This is a genomic window from Vibrio sp. L5-1 (assembly GCF_021728315.1).
Taxonomy (GTDB): domain Bacteria; phylum Pseudomonadota; class Gammaproteobacteria; order Enterobacterales; family Vibrionaceae; genus Vibrio; species Vibrio splendidus_K.
This window is the reverse complement of the sequence record NZ_JAKKCQ010000003.1, coordinates 401,894-421,750: the sequence shown is the minus strand read 5'-3', so window position 1 is coordinate 421,750 and position 19,857 is coordinate 401,894. Positions and strand designations below refer to the sequence as shown.

The following is a 19,857-nucleotide window of genomic DNA, read 5'->3' as shown; positions in this document are numbered from 1 at the left end:
ATCCATTGATTATTCATGTGGCTTCCCTTAACAGCCGATAACGAGAACACTAGCTATTTATGGAAATGATTGAGCCAACCATGTTGGTCATACTTGCCTTGGTTGCATTTGCAGCAGGCTTTATCGATGCTGTCGCCGGTGGCGGAGGGATGTTAACCGTCCCAGCTTTGCTATCGCTTGGTTTACCGCCACACATCGCACTCGGAACTAATAAGCTGGCCGCAACGTTTGCCTCATCAACTGCCGCTTTTACTTACTATCGTAAGAAACTGTTCAAACCTGAATGTTGGACCAATGCATTCATATCGACATTAATAGGTGCAACAATCGGCACCCTGACTGTTGATGCCATTAGTACAGAATGGTTAGAGAAGGTATTGCCATTAGTTATTCTTGCCGCTGCTGTCTATACCATTTTTCATAAGACTCCGAATGTGAGCCATAATGTGTCTCCTAAACCGTGTCCGGTACTTAAAAGAAAACAAAAGTACCAAGGATTCATTCTTGGCTTTTATGATGGTGTTGCAGGCCCAGGTACTGGCGCGTTTTGGACGGTGAGTTCTATGGCGCTTTATCGCTTAAATATCTTACTGGCTTCTGGTTTGTCTAAAGCGATGAACTTCACTAGCAACTTCACCTCTTTGGTGACCTTTGCGATTCTCGGTCATATTGATTGGGTTCTAGGTTTAACCATGGGGCTTTGTTTGATGGCTGGTGCATTTGTTGGAGCACATTCTGCTATTCGCTTTGGTGCTACATTTATACGACCTGTCTTTGTGACTGTTGTGAGTGTCCTTGCGATTAAACTAGCTTACGAAGCGTGGTTTGTAAACTTATAGCCACCAGCCAATGGGAAGCGAAATGAACCATTTTTCAAATCTTAAAAGTGTACTGGATACCTTAATTGGGCACAGTTCTCAGGTCGACAAAGCCCGTGGTGCTTATCATCAAGCCTTGTTTGACCGAACCTTATTTAAGTGCAGCTCTTCTATTTTACTGCCCTACGCACTTGAAACTCAAACAACGTACAACACCATTATTCGTGAACAAGCGACAAATCAACTGACCGCATCTCGGGCCAACTACCTGACGGAAAAGCTGACTAACCAGATAGCTGCAATCCAAAGGGAGCTCGCTAACCATGATTTACGCTTAGACCGAAAAAGTAAGTCAGGCAAAAATCTCAACGACCTATACAACGAACTCGCTCAGCACCAAGATTGGCAAAAGCGACTGGTCGATTTAGTACGAGTACGAAAGTTAGCGTTTGATTCTGCGCCTCGCCACAGTAAGAAAAAAGCGGACGAGGCTTGGCAATTAGCAAAAGAACGATTAGAACGCTGTGAAGACTCAATGAAAAATATTGAGAGACTGATTAACTTAGAGAACCCTAAGCGAAATGAACACTGATAACACATCATCACCACTGGATAATGCGCCAGAAGAAGTTAAGTTAGCTGTCGACCTGATCTATCTGCTCGAAAGCAACGAAATCGACCCAAAAGTGGCGTTAGAAGCAATTAAGATTGTCCAACAAGATTTACAAGCCAAACTAGCATCTAGCATCTAGCATCTAGCATCTAGCATCTAGCATCTAGCATCTAGCATAAAAACATACAGGATTCACATGTACCAACTTAGCTTTTCTATGCCCGAATTTCTTGAAAACTACTGGCATAAAAAACCAACCATCTTAAAAGGTGGCTTCCAAAACTTCGTCGACCCAATTTCGCCGGAAGAACTTGCTGGTTTATCGATGGAAGAAGAAGTGGATTCTCGCTTTGTTTCTAACCTCGACAACCAATGGACTGCAGAACATGGTCCATTTTCCGAAGAGAAATTTGGCGAGCTAACTGAAACACATTGGCAATTGATCGTTCAAGCAGCGAACCACTGGCACCAAGGTGCAAATCAGCTGACAGAAGCGTTCCAAGCTTTACCAAACTGGTTATTCGACGACCTAATGATCTGCTACTCAGCACCAGAAGGTGGCGTTGGCCCCCATATTGATCAATACGATGTATTCATCATTCAAGGTCAAGGTAAACGCCAGTGGAAAGTCGGCGCAAAAGATGTGGGCCAATACAAAGAGACCGTTCAAGCTTCTGCACTTCGTCAAATCGAAGGTTTTGAACCGATCATTGATGAAACTTTAGAGCCGGGCGATATCCTTTATATCCCACCGGGTTTCCCGCATGAAGGGAACACGTTAGAGCCGTCAATGAGCTACTCTATTGGCTATCGCTCCCCTAAAGAACAAGAGCTAATCAGCAACTTCGCCGATTTTGTACTTGCTCATGACATGGGTGACGTTCATCTTCACGATCCAGAATTCAAAACGCAAGATGGTTACGGCAAGATTCGTTCATCGGATTTAAGCAATCTAACTGATATGTTGAAATCTGCATTAGAGCAACCTGAAACCATCAGCGAATTCATGGGATGTTTGCTAAGCCAATCACGCCACCAGCTTGATATCGTCGCTCCTGAGCCATTATGGACAGAAGAAGAGATCGCTCAGCACTTAGAATCAGAAGGCGAGATCTGTCGAGTATCGGGCTTAAAAGCGCTCTACCATGAGAATGAAAGCAACACGGCTTACATCAATGGTGAAGTGGTCAAGGTTGAAGAAGCAGATTCATCGCTACTAAATGTACTGTGTGATGACTCGGTGATTAACTCAGCAACCACTTTGACTCCTTCAGGTGTAACTGTCGTGACTGAATTGGTAAACAAAGGTTACTGGTTTATCGAAGACTAACTTGGTTAATTGGTTTCGATGAATATCACCGAGCCCTAGAACCTAATAGCCTAATAGCCTAATAGCCTTAGAAAAACAGAAAAGGGACAAATGAAATCTTCATTTGTCCCTTTTTCGATTCAACCGTTAGCTAAACTTAAATAGCCAAACCGTGAACTACTAGACCTTCAACTACTAGACCTTGAATTGATTCACCAATTTCTGTTGCTGTTGAGATAGTTGCTCGATTTCGCTGCCCACTTGCTCAGAAGCTGCAGCTTGTTCCAGAATTTTCGCACTTAAGTCGCGAATGTTAACCACACTTTGATTCACTTCGCCGGAAACCGATTGCTGCTCTTCTGCTGCTCTCACGATCTGGCTATTCATATCGCTGATCTCTTCAATTGAAGTGAAAATCGAACCAAGATCTTCAACTGCATTTTGAACATGTAACGCAGTATCGTTGGCTAAGATATTACCTTCTTGTATCGCTTCGACAACATCTTGAGTTCCAGCATGAACCTTGTCGATCACCGCTCTGATTTCACCAACCGATGATTGCGTACGACTTGCTAGGTTTCTTACCTCATCAGCTACAACAGCAAAACCTCGCCCTTGCTCACCCGCCCTCGCCGCTTCAATCGCTGCATTCAATGCTAGTAAGTTGGTTTGCTCAGAGATCCCTTCAATAACACTTAAGATTTCGGTGATGTTACCGTTATTTTTAGCTAACTCTTCAACAATAGGAACAGCACTCGACATACGCTCCACCAGCTTTCTCATTTCTCCAGCTGAGAGTTCGATGACTTGTTGCCCTTGTCGAGCAGAACGGTTTGCCTCACAAGCAGCATCAACTGCAACTTCTGCATTTTGTACCACTAAGCCAGCAGTCTGAGTCATCTCTTCTGCGGCTGTTGCCACTAGATCGACTTCTTTAAATTGAGATTCACTGCTTTCACGTGTACTTGATGCTGATGCCTTAGCTTGGCTTGTCGTACTCGCTACTTGCTCAGTGGTTTGAATCACTTCTTTAATCGTGTGCTGAAGCTTGTCTAAGAACAGGTTAAACCCTTGTGATAACTGACCAATTTCGTCTTGAGATTTCACTTCCAAACGCTGAGTCAAATCACCTTCACCAGAAGCGATATCATTGAGCCTTTCGACTACCTGTCGGATAGGCTTAACAATAGACAATGAAGAAAACGCGATAATAGCTAAACCAAAAAGAATAAAGATGACGCCTGCAATCACTTCCGTTTGGATGCCTTCGCTTACTTTAGTACTAATGATTGAATCCAATCGGTTAGCATCGGCAACCACGCTCTCACGCGGGATCTCAAACAACACGCCCCAAGTTTGGTTCGCCGCGGTAACAGGAGCAAATGCGAGTAACCACTCACCATTCTCACTCCATTGAGTCGTGACTTCGCCACCGAAGATAAAGTCGGTCATTAAATCACTGTTGGTATTGTCACTTTGAAAGACCGAGCCGACTGCAATACTTGAGTCATCTGAAGCAATAACCGAACCGTCTAGGCTGACAACATAAGCGGCACCAGCGCCATCAAATAAGCTTTGATCTGATTGCGTGACCACACTGGTCAAGCCATCTAGCCTTAGGTCAATACCCAAGAAGCCAATAGCAACATCATCAACTAAGATAGGTACTGAAATTGAAGAGGTAAGCAATGCAGTACCACCGCTGTTCACGACTCGTGGAGTACTAATACACGTTTGCCCTGAAGACAAAGGACAATAAAAGCGTTCGCTATTACTATCATCGCTCAAGATAGGTTCTGACAGAACGTTCGCTAGAACATTTTCGCCGTTATCCGCCACCTTCCAATAAGGAGCAAAACGACCTTTTTCATTAGATCCAACATAGTCCGCATCGACATAATTCGCATCTTCACCATCAAGTAAATCAGGTTGGAAAACTAAATATGCACCTTGAATAGAATCAAAGTTCAAAACTGAGCGACGAACCATTTCATCTAACGCAGTACGAAGCTCTTCACTTGGGGTAAAGTTTTCATCCGCATTGTTCTTTAGAAACTGAGCACTGGCTGCTAACATTTCTGCGCGGTAAACCGCTTCGTCTACATAACGTTGGGTTTCTTGAGCATTAAGCTGAGAAACAGACGCCAGCAACTGCTGAGTTTTATTGATAACTGATTCTGAGCTTTGAGATTTGATGACTTGTTGGTTACTGGTCGCGTTATAGATTGAAAAACCAATAAGAGACAGTGAAGTAATGATTAGACAGCAGCCTGCAAGCAGGGTGATTTTCCACTGTACCGATAGTGAGCGCATTTAATATCCTTATTTAAGCCAAAAGACTTCCATAACCGTAACTACCACATTGAGATGAATTGAAGAGCACAATGTAAATAAGTTTGACGAATAGCTTAGCGGATAATTACAGCACAAATTGCTTACATATAAAACGAAAGTTTACATAAATGTTAATAGGCCGTGTCTTTTGCCTTTTTTCTGTGATTTCAACTAAATGTATTCACGCCATCATGGGCCATGTAACTATTGAACTAACACTTTAGGCATAACCATAGCATCGAAATTTCTAGGAAAAACATTCCCCCTTTTGATCGTTGAGAATACAACAATTTCAGATTAGTTTTAATAATCCAAACTATAGATTTTTATCTTGATCAACTTCACACTTTTTGATTGCTAACTCGGCACTCAACCTCTAATATCTCGCGCCTAGATTCCCTGAACACTTTATTCATTTGGCTCTCCTCAAAGGAGCGCTAAGGCTTTTTACGTCTTTAATTTTTGGAGAGAAACGCAAATGTCTGCCTCGTTTCCATTAGCGAAACTTACCTTTTTAATCGCTATACTGACTGCCGTAGGTCAAATGACTCAAACGATGTACGTGCCTTCTATCGGTCATATGTCGGGTGAGTTCTTGGTTTCAGCATCTTCACTGCAAGCAGTGATGGCGTGTTACTTGATCCCTTATGGTCTGTCGCAATTTGTTTACGGTCCACTTTCTGATCGCCTAGGTCGTAAACCGATCATCGTGATTGGTTTGATCATCTACATCATCGGTACTTTGGTCGCATTATTCGCTCATGAATATGAATGGTTCTTAGCGGGTAGCTTTATCCAAGGTTTGGGTATCGGTTGTGGCGGTGCGATGTCTCGTACATTAACTCGCGACTGTTTTGAAGGCGCAGAACTGCACCGTGCAAACAGCTTAATTAGCATGTGTGTGATTTTCTCACCATTGATGGCTCCTGTATTGGGCGGTTACCTAACAGAAGCTTTCGGCTGGCGTTCTAGCTACTTATTCCTTGCACTGTTTGGTATTGCTGTTGTGATCACTATGATGACGAGCATGATGGAGACACTGCCGAAAGAACGACGCAAACATGAATCGGTTGCCAACAGCTACAAATTCGTTCTGTCTGACAAACGTTTCCAAGGTTTCTTATTGGTATTAGTCGCAACCTTTGCTGGTGTAGCCGTATTTGAAGCAGCGGCAGGTGTGTTGCTTGGCGGCGTACTTGGCTTACCAGCAACCACAGTAAGCTTGTTGTTTGTCTTACCCATTCCAGGTTACTTAGTCGGTGCAGGCCTATCTAGTTACATCGCACAACGTCGCAGTGAGCGCCGCGTACTGAATGTTGGTCTGGTTGCTATCTTGGTAGGCTCAACAGTGGTATTGATACCGGGTCTATTCGGTCAAACAACAGCATTAACTTTGATTGGCGGTGCAACGATTTACTTCTTAGGTGCTGGTATTTTATTCCCAGCTGCAACAACGGGAGCGCTTTCGCCATTCCCATTCCACGCAGGTACAGGGGGCGCGATCTTAGGAGGTATGCAGAATCTAGGTGCTGGCATCGCAACACTATTGGCATCGTTCTTCCCTGCTCAAGACCAACTGCCACTCGGTTGCTTGATGATTGCAATGTCATTCATCGCCATGCTTGGTTTACGTTGGGTTAATCGTAAACCTGACCATTCAAACGAAATGCCATTAGCTATCTAAAGTAAAACTCGAACCCAGCCCAAACAACGAAGAGGGACATACTGAAAAGTGTGTCCCTTTTTTGTTTCGCATTTATTCCTTCCACTCTCACGTATCAGCAATTTCATTTAACATTACTTTGATTTTTTGAAAACAATAACAGACACTTACGCTGAAAGTGCCTATCCAGAATCCAATTATAAATAATATCACTGGAAGAAAACTAACCACTACAAGGATGCTGGCATTAAAACGAGTAAGGTGCACACTAAGGATATACAGATGCGTATCGCTTTAACCACATTAGCCGTATCAATAGCGCTTGTCGCCGGATGCAGCAATCAAGGAATATCAACCATGAACCACTACTCTCAATCACAACTCGTCGCTCAGCAAACCCAAGCACCCGTTGCTAAGAAAGTCCCTCATGCAATGACGATTCATGGCGATACCCGAATCGACGATTACTACTGGATGCGCGATGATGAACGTCAAGATCCAGAGATCTTGCAGCATCTTGAGCAAGAGAACCAGTACGCAGAGGCCGTGCTGAAACACACTGAAGCATCACAAGAACAGTTATTTGAAGAGATCAAAGGGCGAATCGCAAAAGACGACAATTCAGTACCGGTTCGCAAAGACAGCTACTTCTATTCGAATGAAGTCACAGGTGACAACGAATACCCCGTTCACTTACGTGCAAAAGACTTTGCAGGCGCAGACAAGCAAATCATTTTAGACGTTAACGCACTGGCAAAAGAACATGAATTCTTCAGTGTTGGTGGCTTGACGATCAGTCCAAACGAAAACTTGTTGGCCTATGGCGAAGATACGCTTAGCCGCCGAATCTACACCATCAAGATTAAAGACCTCACGACAGGTGAATATCTGAAAGATGAAATTGAAGGTGCCTCGAGTGCAATTGCATGGCAAAACGACAACCAAGCCTTCTACTACATCAAGAAAGATCCACAAACATTGCTGGGTTACCAAGTTTTACGACATGTATTGGGCACATCTCAGACAAGCGATGAGCTAATCTACGAAGAAACCGACAGCGCTTACTACACCTCTTTGAGTAAAAGCAAAGACGGTGAACAGGTCTACATTTGGCACTCGAGCACTGAAACCAGTGGTGTTTCGATCATTGATGCCAACAACCCAAACGCGAAAGCAAAACCTTTCTACCCACGAGAGGCTGGCATCGAGTACAGCATCGCTAAGCTAGATGATTGGTATTACATCGACACCAACTACCAAGCCGTCAACTTCCGTTTAATGAAAGTAAACACAGCAGACATGCATGACCGTTCAAAATGGGTCGACGTCATCCCAGCAGACGACGACACTCAACTTGTAGATTTCGAACTGTTTGATGACCATCTTGTTTACGAGCAACGTGCGAATGGCTTGTCTACCGTGAAAGTTCGCCAACTCTCAACAGGCAACGAGTTCCCACTTGAATTTAACGATACCGCATTTGCCGCTTACCTAACGAGTAACTATGAATTAGATAACTCAAAAGTTCGTGTCTATTACAGCAGCTTAACTACGCCAGGTACTTACTATGATTTCGATCTAAGTACAGGTGAATCTGAGCTAATGAAGCAGACACCCGTATTAGGTGATTTCGAAGCGGATAACTACCAATCAGAGCGAATCATGGTAACGGCTCGCGATGGTAAGCAAGTTCCTGTCTCTTTGGTTTATCGTAAAGATTTATTCAAGAAAGACGGCACTAACCCTATCTACCAATACGGCTACGGCTCTTACGGCCACACAATCGAACCAACCTTTGGATCGGCTCGCCTCAGCTTACTTGATCGCGGGTTCGTTTATGCTATCGCACATATCCGTGGTTCAGAAATACTTGGTCGCCCTTGGTATGAAGATGGCAAGAAACTGACCAAACAAAACACGTTCAACGACTTTATTGATGTAACCAAAGGGCTTGTTGAAGACGGTTACGGCGCAAAAGATAAAGTGTTCGCCGTTGGTGGGTCTGCTGGCGGTCTATTGATGGGCGCAATCATCAACCAAGCACCAGAACTGTACCGTGGTATTGGTGCACATGTTCCGTTTGTAGACGTGGTGACGACAATGCTTGATGAATCGATTCCTCTCACCACAAACGAGTATGACGAATGGGGCAACCCCAACGATAAAACCTACTACGATTACATGCTAGGTTACTCGCCATATGACAATGTGAAAGTTCAAAGCTACCCGAACATGTTAGTAACAACAGGCCTGCATGACTCACAAGTACAGTACTTTGAACCAATGAAGTGGGTGGCGAAACTGCGTGAAATGAAAACAGACAATAATGTATTGTTGTTCAAAACCGATATGGAAGCTGGTCACGGCGGGGCTTCTGGTCGATTTAAACGACTCAAAGAAGACGCACTTGAATACGCCTTCTTTTTAGACTTGCTAAAAACTCAGTAGGCTCAACGTAACTGTAGGTATTCACACCATTTAACGTCGCCATTTTGTCTTTATAAAGTGGCGACAGAAATTATTAAGCATGGTTAAATACGATGAACCATGAAATCAACCAAATCAAAAAATCTTTGAAAGCTCGTAGTGACAAAGATTTCTGAGAGGTATAAAAACAAATGAAAGTTATTAGCTTTAATATTTTCTTGAAAATAAATTAAATAAAAACAATACCTTAAATTAAGCAAATCATGTAAGTGGCGATAAAGTGGCGATACGTTAAAATTACACACCAGGTTTTAAGTAGGTCGCTGCTATTCTTGTGGTAAAATATTTCCCCCAACAAACAGTCGACGTGCTCAATGTCAGATCATTCATACCATCAACTTCTTAAGTCAACCTTTGAAAATGTGCTTCTTCACCTTTACTTCAAAGTAAAAGCTTCTCCTCACTTTGTTAAAGAAGAACAACGAAACAAGATCATCATTGACTTCTTGAAGCCCAAAATTAAACAAGCTCGATATAGTATTATTAAAAAAAAGCTTAAAACTGTTTGTTTAATGAAGAATAAATTTGGCTCAGTTGAAAAGCATTTGGAAAGTATTCTGACTCAATATTCAGCGATAGAAAGCAAGAACGAAGTTGATAAGCTTTATTCCTTGTTAGAGCGCTTCGAGAAGGTTGGACTAGAAACAAAACTTATTGAAGAGACCCCTACACAGGAAATGGACGTTGTTTATCTAGACAGAGCACATATTGATAATTGCTTCGATAGTGAAAATCGTCAAATTGCACCAATTTCATTGTTTATACATACGAATGATTCAGACAGGTTCACTAAGTGCTTAACAGAGCAACTTTACTTCAAATTTGAACTCTATCAAGTAAATGAAGAATTTAATAACTATCACTATCAACTACACCCAATTAATTGATTAAACACTGTATCTATTACTTTTTTCTGATTGTTTTATGCAAGTTTGGATGTAGGGGGGAATAATTCGATTGACTTGGAATTTGTATAGCAATAATGCCCCCTATTCTACGCCGTATTTATCTCGAATATTGGCGCTTTAACGACTCCAGTGTTCTTTGTTTTTCGCTCACGGTTAATCCTTCATAAGACGTGCTAACCTTAAAGTTTCTCGCTTTTGGGACAAAACGGCGATTAGTCTTAAGGTTACTCACTTCTTCCTTCTCATTCTTCATAGATATTCTCTAATAAAACGTCTAATTTACTCAGCCTAACTCTCAAACCATTAACTATCAAATTAGGCTAGCCAACCCAATATTAAGTATAAAGTTGGGACATGTTTCGTAGGATGAGCACGCAAAATCCGCGTTTTTGTAGCCTCACTGTCTCCAACTGTATAATAAAGCCTTTCAGTTCTTACACTGAAACAAATTGAAAAAATGTATTTGCCTTAAAAACGCCTGCAAGCCTTATGCTACCTAGCCTGACGAGGCATGAAGCAGATCCTTTAAAATCACTCCCAGATCATTAAAACAATGACAAAAAATAGAATAAATCATATCTTTCAAAAACTTAACCCAAAGACACATGATCTTTAATGATCGTCTTTTTTCAATTTACTGAAAAAAACTGAAATAATTGAAATTTTATCTTGGCCAATTTATGCCATTTCTAACAACTTTAACCTCTCCCGAAGCCCCATATAGCAAAAGGCTTTGCGCCCCATCAGTGAGGCGCTCTAAGCCCCAATTTTTCATAACTCAAAAACTGTAAAAAAAACTGATCGAAAAACGCGCAGGCGGGGGAGGAGAGTGCGGATTTTGTCATCCGGTCTAGGTGTTTCGTGGCTCTGTGGCTGCTGTTTACCCTGTAATGACGTTGTTCTCATTTTGCATTGATACAGGCATAAAAAAACGCAGCCGTTTGGCTGCGTTGTTTGTGAGCGATTATCTGGGTTAACTGGTTTGTGTGATTGGGTCGAGTCGCCCTTTCAACTCGGAACTCTCCGTACCATGCCCTCGAATTGCGCTCGCTTGAACTGGAGCTCTCGTCGTCGCAGGACCAGCCGCTACTCCCTTGTGCGTATGCGTAGCTAATGTATCGGCCAACTCTTTCACTACCTGCATGAGTTCAGACAAAAGAATCAAGACATTCTCTTGCTTAGAGCCTACCCATGTTTTGGGCGACTGCAACCATTGATGTTCAGCGGCAAAGCTCCTACGCACTTTTCCTATAGCCTCTACCAATTCGCCAGCAGTAGCCGTTTGTATATTACCCAAACTCCCCAACACAATATCATCACCAGCAAGTAGATTAATCGCACCCAATGCTTCTATCAGTTTTTTACCTACCACCTCTTCAACGCTGTGTTCATCGACAATTAGGTGATGCTGCCCAAACTCACCACGATAACGTTCGACCTGGTCTATCTTTTCGAACGCTCTTTGTTTTTGCGTCTGGTCAGTTTGCTGACTTATGTTGCCCGCTGCATCGATTCTATTACTAACTTCTTCACGTTGCTGCTGCAATTGCTCGCCTGGCTCTATCGACGGCAACGCATAATCACGACCATAAACACCACGAACGATAGGTCTATCGTTTCGACCATACGCGAAAGCAATTTCGACTAACGTTCCCTCAAGTGGATAGGCTAACAAACCTGATTCATGCCCACTCATGTGAACAGGCAAAGGAATCGAACGATAGACAGGTACATTACTATCTGGGTTTAACTCTTCATCAAGCACCTGAACATCAACCGCAAACCTTGGCCGGAATGGGTCAGCGACTTGCCCTACTGCTACCTTATCTCTCACCGCTTCAACTCGACCAAATTTTGGCAAATGAAAACCGGCGGCCAACTCTGGAAAGTTTTGCAGTGTTTCGCGTTTCTTTGGCGGAACTTCGGATTGTTCATTTTTCCAATAAGCGGTCATTTCATCTTCAATCAAATCCACTCGATTGACTCGCTTATCGTTCATAACCCTACCCGGCCTAAGCATTGGAAACGGTACAAAAGTGACACTGTTACCACTTTGGCGACTGGTAAACTCTTCCGGCATTGGCATCGATTTGTTATAGAAATGACTATCTTGATACGACCCGAAATAAATCCTCTGATCAGCATCTTGAAACCAAACACAGTCGAGAATAGAAAACGCTTTGGCTACTTGTTCTAAACATTGATAGCCCGTCCCTTGGCAAACAAAGTTCGGAATAGTCGTTTTAATATAATCAACCTCTGGCAGGTTGAACTCAAGCCCGGTTAACTCAGCAAGAACACCGATCACATCCTCTGCCGTCGGATGCTCTAGGCTAACGGCCCAGCGTTTAGACAAAATGCCAACCAATTCTTTTACCATAATTTTATGGTAGCCATTTGCTGCGGGTTGCACTTTGTCGATATACCCCTCAAACCAAGGGGCGGTTTTGTTCTCGTACCCAATATCAAAACGCACTGACTCGAACGGCTCTGGTTTATCTTTGACTGCAATTTCGAAGATAGCAACACTCCCTAATGAAAGCTTTAAGCTCACCATGTTACTTACCAGCTTTACTTCTTCACCACTGATAAACAAACGTTTCTCTAACTTCATTGAGTTGCTTCCTCTGCGTTATTCAGAGCCTGTTTCAGTCTTGTATTTTCTCGCTGTTCAGGTTTACTTTGTTCTTTAGCGCGTTGCTCTTTTTGCTCTCCCACACTGTTGTGTTCCCGCAGCTCAAAGGAAACATTCCAGGCCTGCAGTGTTTCATGCTCTCTTGCGTTGATACGACCAGTAAATTTCACATTGCGAATTTTAAGTGCCAACGCGATGTCGTTACCGATTCGATAAACTCTTCGCGTGTTAGTTTCATCTTTACTCGAAGCAAACGAATACAACTGAGTCAGCGTTTCTGCACGCGTAAAAGGAACACGACCACTAAAGGTCAATTTCTTGCCTTTATCGCCTTGCTCTGCCGTATCGGTTCCCGATGATTGACCGCTCATGTCTTGGTCTTTTAGCTCCATCGACATTTCAACTTTCATTGAATCCAAGTTAACCGGCACACCATCAAGAGCTAACATAGCAACTCCTCAAAAAAGGTCATTGGTTCATGACTAAGTAATAAGCTCACCACCGTGAATTGATGATGGTTTGGCGTATCCGCTTTGCTAAGCTGTGTTGCAATACTTTCTGCACTCCCAGTAGCGGAAAAAACATAAACATTGCCTTTTAAGTTTTTCAGCGCATTTATCTGGGTTTTAATATCACCCAACTTATTGGCTCGTTTAGCCGCAAGTGACTGTAATTTTCCAATTACATGATTTTCATCATCTGCTAAAGATTCTATTGTCGCAATTTGCGCCCCTTGCCAATGCAAAGCGTCATACAATGGATTGGGGTTGAGTCTTGCCAGAGGTTTAAAACGAAGTTGAGCGATTGCAGCGGGTTGATGAAGTTTATCGGTTTCATTGGTCACCTGTGCCTGAGCTTGCCTAGCCACCTGAGCCCAATCAGACAGAGGGAACACAGAAACAAGATCACTTAACTGACTAGCAAACTGGGCTAACTGCGAAGCTGTCACCATAAACGCCACACAATGAATATTGCCAGTTGGTCGGTGCTTATCTGCATGATCACGAAGTTTGCCAGATAACACTTTAACTGCAGACTGTGGATTTAAGTAACTACCTGAGTCCAACTTAGTCCCCACTTGAAACTGGTAAGGCGTCGCAGTTAACACGGTTCCAGTTTTCAACAGAGATTCAAGTTCACCGCGTAGCCTAAGCAAAGCACTCGCTTCTTCGCTTAAAGAGTGACGCCCGTAACGGATGTCACTCTCAAGGCTAGTCAATCGGCTAACCGCATCATTCACCGTGGCACCGATTTGGTTTGTCACCTGCTCAGACCTGGTTTGAATTGATTGCGAACAGCTAGGCCAGCTGAGCGGGGATTGTTTCCACATAGTACTTCTACCTTCGAAAAGCGCTTAAACTGGGCGTATTGGCTTTTTATCCGCCATTTGTAAGTCACCGGAATCAGAATGAGAGACAAAGTCTCGACATAAAATAGCGTACTGATTTATTTCATCTAAAGTGGCTACCGCTCGCTTGAGGTCTCCCGTTTGGTGGTAGGCTCTCTGTATGTCACACCAATTTAACTCATCGATAGCCCATTGTTGTGCCTCTGCTAACTCATCTCTTTGCTCAGCCATTTCAAGAGCGTCTGATTTAGATATAGGGGTTACCCCTTTCTTAGCCTGTTCTGGGGAGTCATACGCTCGAATAACCCCCTTTTCATCAACAAAGTAATGCATAATAATTTCCTTAACGAAGCTCTGACCAATTCAATATTCGAAAGTGAGAATTACTTGCGTCTAGCCAATATTCATAGCCTGGTGGGATAATGGCATTAATGTGGTATTGGCAATTTCTTGGATAGTAAATACCTATATAATTTACCGCATCTCCTGCATAAAAAACGTGTCTATTAGGATTGTTATCAACGAAAAATTTTGCTGCAGGGCCTGTTAACGTTTTAGGATTAAAACTAATACTCACTTGAATCGGAAAATTATTGGTATTGGTGTATCGGACATTGAAAGTGCGACTGGTGAGAATACGGGGGTAATACCATCTTTGTCCTGAACTAAAGCCAGACTTGAAATCGCTTAGAGCCTTTTGAGTAATGACGAGCTCAGAGCTTGTTCCATTGGGGCTATCGGTGAAGAACTTTTTTATTCCTCGCCAGAATTGCGGTATTTTTATGTATTTATTGGCGGTTGATTCGCTGTCAATGTCTTCATCTTTAGCGGCATTACTCTTTAATTCAGCAAGCGCCAAACCACCTTTAACCCGCCAATCAACCACTGAACCATCAACATTAATTCCGGCTAATTTTGCGACGTAATGCTGCTCACCATTCCCGTCGACGTAATCGGTTAACTCAGTTGCAGAAACTAAAATAGTAACTTTGTTTTCCCAGACTGACAGCGCTGTCCCTTGACGAACTACATCGATATACAAACCGCTGGGTTTAGTCGTGATGCTTTGCAGCACTTCACCATTCAACACCCCTCGTAAACCACCGACATAAACAACGCCAGAATTAACTTTGTATTTATTCGGATCAGCTTGTTGCGTAACATCAAACCCTTCAATAAAAGCAGTGCGTCCATAGTTATCGAGACAAGCCAAGCGATGCTCTTCTTCCATCCCTTTCAATCGTGCTTGATAGTCAATCTGCCAAGTTGAAGCATCAATTGTAATTCCGGCAATTTGAGCGGCTCCGTCATAGGCTTGCACCAGTGACTTAGTGCTCGCCATACCGTTTTCCTTGGTCTCATTCGCTTTATGCACCACCATTCCGCAAGAATTCGGGACATTCTTATCACGTAAATAAATCGCGTTGAAAGTAAACCTTGAAACCGTCCCGGGGATCACAACTGAATACGCCAGTGCGTTGTTCCCCAGTTTACCCACTTGCTCGATATCTTGTTGGTAAACCCAGAGCGAAGCATCCGGCAAACCATTTTCACGGTCAATTGGTTGGCTTGGGTCTAACCTCGGAATGTACGCAAAAATCATTTCATTCATGTCTGGTGCATCACCGGCACTCATTTGATTTTGCAAATAACGCTCGAATTCGAGTGGAATTGCCGTTTGGCTCATTGGGTACCTCCTCGATACCAAAAAGGTCGCAACCTAAAAATTGGCAATAAATACTTGTTGTCGATGTTCCACTGGCTGTGGCTTCACGTTCATGTCAACGGCTTGCTGAGTCTCTACTAGAAACAGACTGAAGTTATGCGACAGTTCACCACTAGCAATGGTTAAAATTGCCGGGTACGTCACTTGAAACCGGTAACGTCGACATGTCCGCCCATATTGTTCTATTAGTGTTTGAACTAACTTGATGTTATTGGCAATATCATCATCTGTTAACTCGATAATGCACACGTCCCACTGCGCTGTCTGCTCACGCTCTTTAAACGCAACAATACCAAGACCTAGCCTTTCAAAAATTCGCTTAAAACCTGCGACACTTCCCGCATCTTTAGCATTCACTGCTGCGTATTTCACTCGCTTACGAAACATTGAAAGCGGTTCACCCTCAAAGCGTTTAATGTCTCTATCCCAAGCCATTAACTCCAAAGTCTTTTCACTGCATGTCAGGGCATCCATTTGGCGAAGCGGAAACAACAACCAACCCCAAACCATTTGAAAAAATACGAACAACCCTTTCGATAAAAAGTGAGGCTCTTTGATTTCCTCCGATGTGGTGCTTCCATCTTGCCACCAAGGAATGGCCACTTCCGGTAACTTTGGTGTGTGTTGTTCTTGGTCGTAATTTTGATGTTCAGACATGAGTTATCCCCTTACCGTTAGCGTTTTCAAACGAGGTTGCTCTAAGCCACTGATGATGTCTTCTTGCACCTTTCCGCCTACGGTGAACTTAACCGATTCGACCTCCGTCATATTGGTGTGGATTTCGGTACCAAGTAGAGAAAGACTGAAACGGCTTTCTGGTTTAGAGCGTGTCATCTCTGGATAAGCGGCCGTTTCGCGAAATGCCGCCCTGATACGGTCTTCGATTTCTAGCAACTCGTTCACTTGCGCTTGCTCGTCTAGGCTCTCCACTAAAACAACCTCGGCGATCACATCATGCTCAGAATCTGGAATAGCCTTACAAGTCAGTACATCACCGTGACCGTGATGCCCTTTAGTCATAATGTGGTCATTTAACTCGTCAATGACTGATTGAGGGGTTTCACCGACTTCCATTAAAATCAAAGCTTCTGCAGTACCTGGAGTAACTTCACCTGTATTATTGAAATAGATATTATCGCTACGAATCCCAGCGACACTTGAAATAATCGAGCGGTAAACGTCATCAATGTGCCACTCGCCTGAACTAGTGAAAGCATTCTGAATACGCAGTGCCAACTCTTCATTACTTTCAGGGTTTGCACCCAGTTGGGTTATCCAGTCCGGCTCATTAACCGCATCAACAATCCCTGGGATCTCTTCTGGAATGATATTGAAATAACCTGCTGGCAAATTAAAATCAAAGCCAGCTTCAAATGCTTCAACGAGTACTTTCCCCGTTAGATGACCCGCATCAATCACGGTTTCAGCCAGCACACGAACTTTATACACCACTCCATTAATCGGCAAAGTTTGAACTACTGCGCTAGCTTCTATCTTCACAGCATCAGCAGCGTTCGCCTTGGTTAAGGTGATGTTGCCTTGTGTTTTAACTGCCCCTTTCGGCACAATGTCGTATTCCCAAGCTTTCAACTCTAAAGCCCAACGCTCTGCAGTCGCCACGAATATATTCGGCATCACGTGTTCAGCAAGTAGCGTTCTAATTAACCAGACACATGGCGTTATTATTGCTGCACGAACCCATCGCCAGAAAGGTGACATTTCAGAGTCATTAGAGACCTTACTGCCAGCCCCAACCACTTCTTGTTTTAACTTGGCCTCGAATTCCTCTTCGGTCACCGGCACACCCGATTCGCTTAAGATATCGATAAAGTCTGCGCTTGGTCGTTTACTCATATTTTCACCTCAAGCTCACCATATTCATAAGCCGTTGCCGTTAAGGTCATTTCACCAGTTTCTCGTTCTGTTGCAGTTGCTGTACCTGGAACGACTCGTACATCACCCTCAGCTAACTGCTCAATCTGCACCATTACATCAACTCGTAAAGCCGGGTTTCGTTCAGCAACCAATTGACGTGCCAAACCGGCTTCCATAATGGTGTGCTTGATGTCTTGCGCGATGCTGTACAAATCACTGCATTCGGCTGGCTGTTGGCCTGCATCCATCTCCCACCCCCCGTCAATCACTTTGATGTCTCTATACTTCTTATCATCCGGCATTGAGTTCATCCCACTCTGCTAGCTGATCTGGAGTGATCCCGTTTGGCGCGGTGATGTAAACGTCACCGTAAGAGTTCACATTGCTCCCTTGTGGTTTATGGTTAGTCGTCACATTTTGAACCATGTTAGGCGGTAGCGTCGGCAGAGCACTCGGTTGTTTGTATTCGGCAATGCTTTCACCGTTAGTCGTTGTTGGCATTGCTGGCGCGTCGAACATCATGGGTTCAATTAATTTAGGGGCGTTTCGCTCAGCTTGAACCGCTGCACTGACCTCTGGCGTCTCCACCTGGCTACCCAATTCAATGTCCACACCGGGGATCATATTCAGCAAATCAACAAGGCCCTCAATCGCTCCTGCAATAACATCAAACCAAGCCGTGTCTTTGAATGCTGCGGTTAAGTCGTCCCACCAATAGATTGCAGCAACCACACCACCAATAAGCAGTGCCATACCAGCCACAACCCATGTGACTGGGTTAGCCCATAAAGCGGCATTAAATAACCAGGCTGCAGCAGCGCTAGCGATCGTACTAATGCGGAACAACTTCATGATACTGTTTAAACCTGTCATGGTGACGGCCCAACCTGCCGACATCATTTGTCCGATCCCCATCACAAGCGATAGTGTTGCTACGACACCACCAAGAGACAAACCCGCAATCGAGACGTAACCCAAAATTTCAGCAAGCCAAGGGAATTCGTCTGTCCAACCCACAAGCACCATCATGCCGTCAGCCATCGAACCGACAACAGTATTGATAGACGGAAGCACAGCACCAAATACAGCAGCGCGGACGGCAAACCATACAGACTCCAATCGCTTCCATTGGTCAGTCATAGCACTCGCCATTTCTTCAGCTTTTGACATGCCCTCAACTTTACCTAGTTGTTCAATGCTTACAGCTAACCCATCAGTATCAGCCATGAGCAGCTTGATCATGCTTACGGCTTCTTCTGAACCAAATGCTTTTTTCAAGTTGGCCGCTTCTACCACACTCAAGGTGTCACCATATTGGCCTTTCAATTTATCGAGAATATCCAACATAGGCAGCATCTGACCTTGGCTGTCAGTAAAAGATACATTGAGTTTGTCTTGAGCATTGGCGACCCCAGCTAGGAACGCTTTATATTTAGTCCCCGCTTCACTGCCGCTCATTGTGGCTTGCAACGTACCTAATATTGCCATTTGTTCCGACATCGCAATTCCTGCCGATGTAGCATTAGCACCCACACTAGTGAAAGCGCTACTCATTTCACTACCCGTGGTCTTGAACCTTTGCACTGCACTGGCAGTCATGCCTGCTACCTGATCCACCCATTCACTTTTACCCATTTCTAGGGCTTGGTTTTTAAATATTCCGTACATGGTGCCCATGTAATTGGTGATAGTAGCGGTGTCCGCTTTAGTCGCAGCAGCAAGCACACCCGACGCTTTGGTGAACTGAGAAAGCTCCTCACCGTTTAACCCCGCAATAGCGGACTGAATATCATAGGACGCCCCAACAAACTCCGTCGCTGACTTACCGTACTTGGCAGAAAAGTCGAGAGCGGTTGCTTGCAATTGCTTTAATGCATCCTCAGCAACCCCAAGTGATTTCACCTCACCTAGTTTTCTGTCCATTTCAATGGCAGGCATCAACGCATTCTGGATAGCAAAGCCAGCCGCAACCAAACCCGCGCCACCTGTCGCCATGTTTTGCATGCCTTGCTTGCCTACTTCCATGGAAGATTGCATTTCTTTAGTGATGCCTTGCAGTGGTTTGGTTACTTGGTCAACCAAAGCCACGTGCATTAAAAGCTTTTCCATACTCATGCGTAATGTTGCCTCTACCTACTAAA

At 43.9% G+C, this 19,857-nt stretch carries 16 protein-coding genes and 1 pseudogene; 7 read left to right on the top strand and 10 right to left on the bottom strand.

What is annotated here, in order from left to right; all coding sequences use genetic code 11:
* Positions 1-59 precede the first annotated feature (59 nt).
* The 4 genes from L3V35_RS14365 to L3V35_RS14350 are packed head-to-tail and all read left to right on the top strand — an operon-like array spanning position 60 to position 2,761.
* Positions 60-839, top strand: a complete 780-nt coding sequence (locus L3V35_RS14365; protein ID WP_237300140.1) for a TSUP family transporter — start codon at positions 60-62, stop codon at positions 837-839.
* 22 nt (positions 840-861) lie between these two features.
* Positions 862-1,410, top strand: a complete 549-nt coding sequence (locus tag L3V35_RS14360; protein WP_029405213.1) for a primosomal replication protein — start codon at positions 862-864, stop codon at positions 1,408-1,410.
* Positions 1,400-1,570 carry a pleiotropic regulatory protein RsmS gene (gene rsmS, locus L3V35_RS14355; RefSeq protein ID WP_004736541.1) on the top strand — a complete coding sequence of 57 codons (171 nt, stop codon included), beginning with the start codon at positions 1,400-1,402 and terminating at the stop codon, positions 1,568-1,570. Before L3V35_RS14360 ends, rsmS begins: the two co-directional genes overlap by 11 nt.
* 57 nt (positions 1,571-1,627) lie before the next feature.
* Positions 1,628-2,761, top strand: a complete 1,134-nt coding sequence (locus tag L3V35_RS14350; RefSeq protein WP_054547278.1) for a cupin domain-containing protein — start codon at positions 1,628-1,630, stop codon at positions 2,759-2,761.
* 174 nt (positions 2,762-2,935) lie between these two features.
* Here L3V35_RS14350 and L3V35_RS14345 read toward each other — a convergent pair whose 3' ends face one another.
* Positions 2,936-5,053, bottom strand: a complete 2,118-nt coding sequence (locus L3V35_RS14345) for a methyl-accepting chemotaxis protein (protein ID WP_237300139.1) — start codon at positions 5,051-5,053, stop codon at positions 2,936-2,938.
* 499 nt (positions 5,054-5,552) lie between these two features.
* Here L3V35_RS14345 and emrD point away from each other — a divergent pair, with 499 nt between their 5' ends.
* The 3 genes from emrD to L3V35_RS14330 all read left to right on the top strand — a co-directional run bounded on the left by emrD (position 5,553) and on the right by L3V35_RS14330 (position 10,111).
* Entirely contained in the window at positions 5,553-6,758 is a 1,206-nt protein-coding gene (emrD, locus tag L3V35_RS14340) for a multidrug efflux MFS transporter EmrD (RefSeq protein ID WP_029405212.1), read from the top strand.
* 336 nt (positions 6,759-7,094) lie between these two features.
* The gene (locus L3V35_RS14335) at positions 7,095-9,185 is read left to right on the top strand and encodes a S9 family peptidase (RefSeq protein ID WP_237300282.1); all 2,091 of its coding nucleotides are present in this window, start codon (positions 7,095-7,097) and stop codon (positions 9,183-9,185) included.
* A gap of 353 nt (positions 9,186-9,538) precedes the next feature.
* Positions 9,539-10,111: a DUF2913 family protein gene (locus tag L3V35_RS14330; RefSeq protein WP_237300138.1), complete on the top strand. Its 573-nt coding sequence runs from the start codon at positions 9,539-9,541 to the stop codon at positions 10,109-10,111.
* A 994-nt stretch (positions 10,112-11,105) separates the two neighbouring features.
* Here L3V35_RS14330 and L3V35_RS14325 read toward each other — a convergent pair.
* From L3V35_RS14325 to L3V35_RS14285, 9 genes and pseudogenes are all read right to left on the bottom strand, one after another.
* Complete coding sequence (locus L3V35_RS14325; protein WP_237300137.1) at positions 11,106-12,746, bottom strand: hypothetical protein; 1,641 nt, start codon at positions 12,744-12,746, stop codon at positions 11,106-11,108.
* On the bottom strand, positions 12,743-13,216 hold the full coding sequence (locus tag L3V35_RS14320; RefSeq protein ID WP_102257914.1) for a DNA-binding protein: 474 nt from the start codon (positions 13,214-13,216) through the stop codon (positions 12,743-12,745). Before L3V35_RS14320 ends, L3V35_RS14325 begins: the two co-directional genes overlap by 4 nt.
* Positions 13,210-14,097: a hypothetical protein gene (locus L3V35_RS14315; RefSeq protein ID WP_237300136.1), complete on the bottom strand. Its 888-nt coding sequence runs from the start codon at positions 14,095-14,097 to the stop codon at positions 13,210-13,212. The genes L3V35_RS14320 and L3V35_RS14315 overlap by 7 nt, the downstream gene beginning before the upstream one ends.
* Positions 14,098-14,121: 24 nt before the next feature.
* Entirely contained in the window at positions 14,122-14,448 is a 327-nt protein-coding gene (locus L3V35_RS14310) for a hypothetical protein (protein ID WP_210441795.1), read from the bottom strand.
* A 532-nt stretch (positions 14,449-14,980) separates the two neighbouring features.
* Positions 14,981-15,802, bottom strand: a pseudogene (locus L3V35_RS14305) (phage tail protein); the annotation flags it as partial.
* Between the two features lie 33 nt (positions 15,803-15,835).
* Positions 15,836-16,498, bottom strand: a complete 663-nt coding sequence (locus tag L3V35_RS14300) for a phage tail protein (RefSeq protein ID WP_237300135.1) — start codon at positions 16,496-16,498, stop codon at positions 15,836-15,838.
* Positions 16,499-16,501: 3 nt separating this feature from the next.
* Complete coding sequence (locus L3V35_RS14295; RefSeq protein ID WP_237300134.1) at positions 16,502-17,695, bottom strand: baseplate J/gp47 family protein; 1,194 nt, start codon at positions 17,693-17,695, stop codon at positions 16,502-16,504.
* Positions 17,692-18,018 carry a DUF2590 family protein gene (locus L3V35_RS14290; RefSeq protein WP_237300133.1) on the bottom strand — a complete coding sequence of 109 codons (327 nt, stop codon included), beginning with the start codon at positions 18,016-18,018 and terminating at the stop codon, positions 17,692-17,694. The genes L3V35_RS14295 and L3V35_RS14290 overlap by 4 nt, the downstream gene beginning before the upstream one ends.
* Complete coding sequence (locus L3V35_RS14285) at positions 18,008-19,831, bottom strand: phage tail tape measure protein (RefSeq protein WP_237300132.1); 1,824 nt, start codon at positions 19,829-19,831, stop codon at positions 18,008-18,010. The genes L3V35_RS14290 and L3V35_RS14285 overlap by 11 nt, the downstream gene beginning before the upstream one ends.
* Between the last annotated feature and the right edge of the window lie 26 nt (positions 19,832-19,857).

Bases quoted from the DNA above. Each gene is read 5' to 3' on its own strand.
- L3V35_RS14330 (WP_237300138.1), top strand. From the start codon at position 9,539: ATGTCAGATCATTCATACCATCAACTTCTTAAGTCAACCTTTGAAAAT.
- L3V35_RS14295 (WP_237300134.1), bottom strand. From the start codon at position 17,695: ATGAGTAAACGACCAAGCGCAGACTTTATCGATATCTTAAGCGAATCG.
- emrD (WP_029405212.1), top strand. From the start codon at position 5,553: ATGTCTGCCTCGTTTCCATTAGCGAAACTTACCTTTTTAATCGCTATA.
- L3V35_RS14325 (WP_237300137.1), bottom strand. From the start codon at position 12,746: ATGAAGTTAGAGAAACGTTTGTTTATCAGTGGTGAAGAAGTAAAGCTG.
- L3V35_RS14310 (WP_210441795.1), bottom strand. From the start codon at position 14,448: ATGCATTACTTTGTTGATGAAAAGGGGGTTATTCGAGCGTATGACTCC.
- L3V35_RS14290 (WP_237300133.1), bottom strand. From the start codon at position 18,018: ATGCCGGATGATAAGAAGTATAGAGACATCAAAGTGATTGACGGGGGG.
- L3V35_RS14285 (WP_237300132.1), bottom strand. From the start codon at position 19,831: ATGAGTATGGAAAAGCTTTTAATGCACGTGGCTTTGGTTGACCAAGTA.
- L3V35_RS14315 (WP_237300136.1), bottom strand. From the start codon at position 14,097: ATGTGGAAACAATCCCCGCTCAGCTGGCCTAGCTGTTCGCAATCAATT.
- L3V35_RS14360 (WP_029405213.1), top strand. From the start codon at position 862: ATGAACCATTTTTCAAATCTTAAAAGTGTACTGGATACCTTAATTGGG.
- L3V35_RS14365 (WP_237300140.1), top strand. From the start codon at position 60: ATGGAAATGATTGAGCCAACCATGTTGGTCATACTTGCCTTGGTTGCA.
- L3V35_RS14320 (WP_102257914.1), bottom strand. From the start codon at position 13,216: ATGTTAGCTCTTGATGGTGTGCCGGTTAACTTGGATTCAATGAAAGTT.
- L3V35_RS14335 (WP_237300282.1), top strand. From the start codon at position 7,095: ATGAACCACTACTCTCAATCACAACTCGTCGCTCAGCAAACCCAAGCA.
- L3V35_RS14300 (WP_237300135.1), bottom strand. From the start codon at position 16,498: ATGTCTGAACATCAAAATTACGACCAAGAACAACACACACCAAAGTTA.
- L3V35_RS14345 (WP_237300139.1), bottom strand. From the start codon at position 5,053: ATGCGCTCACTATCGGTACAGTGGAAAATCACCCTGCTTGCAGGCTGC.
- rsmS (WP_004736541.1), top strand. From the start codon at position 1,400: ATGAACACTGATAACACATCATCACCACTGGATAATGCGCCAGAAGAA.
- L3V35_RS14350 (WP_054547278.1), top strand. From the start codon at position 1,628: ATGTACCAACTTAGCTTTTCTATGCCCGAATTTCTTGAAAACTACTGG.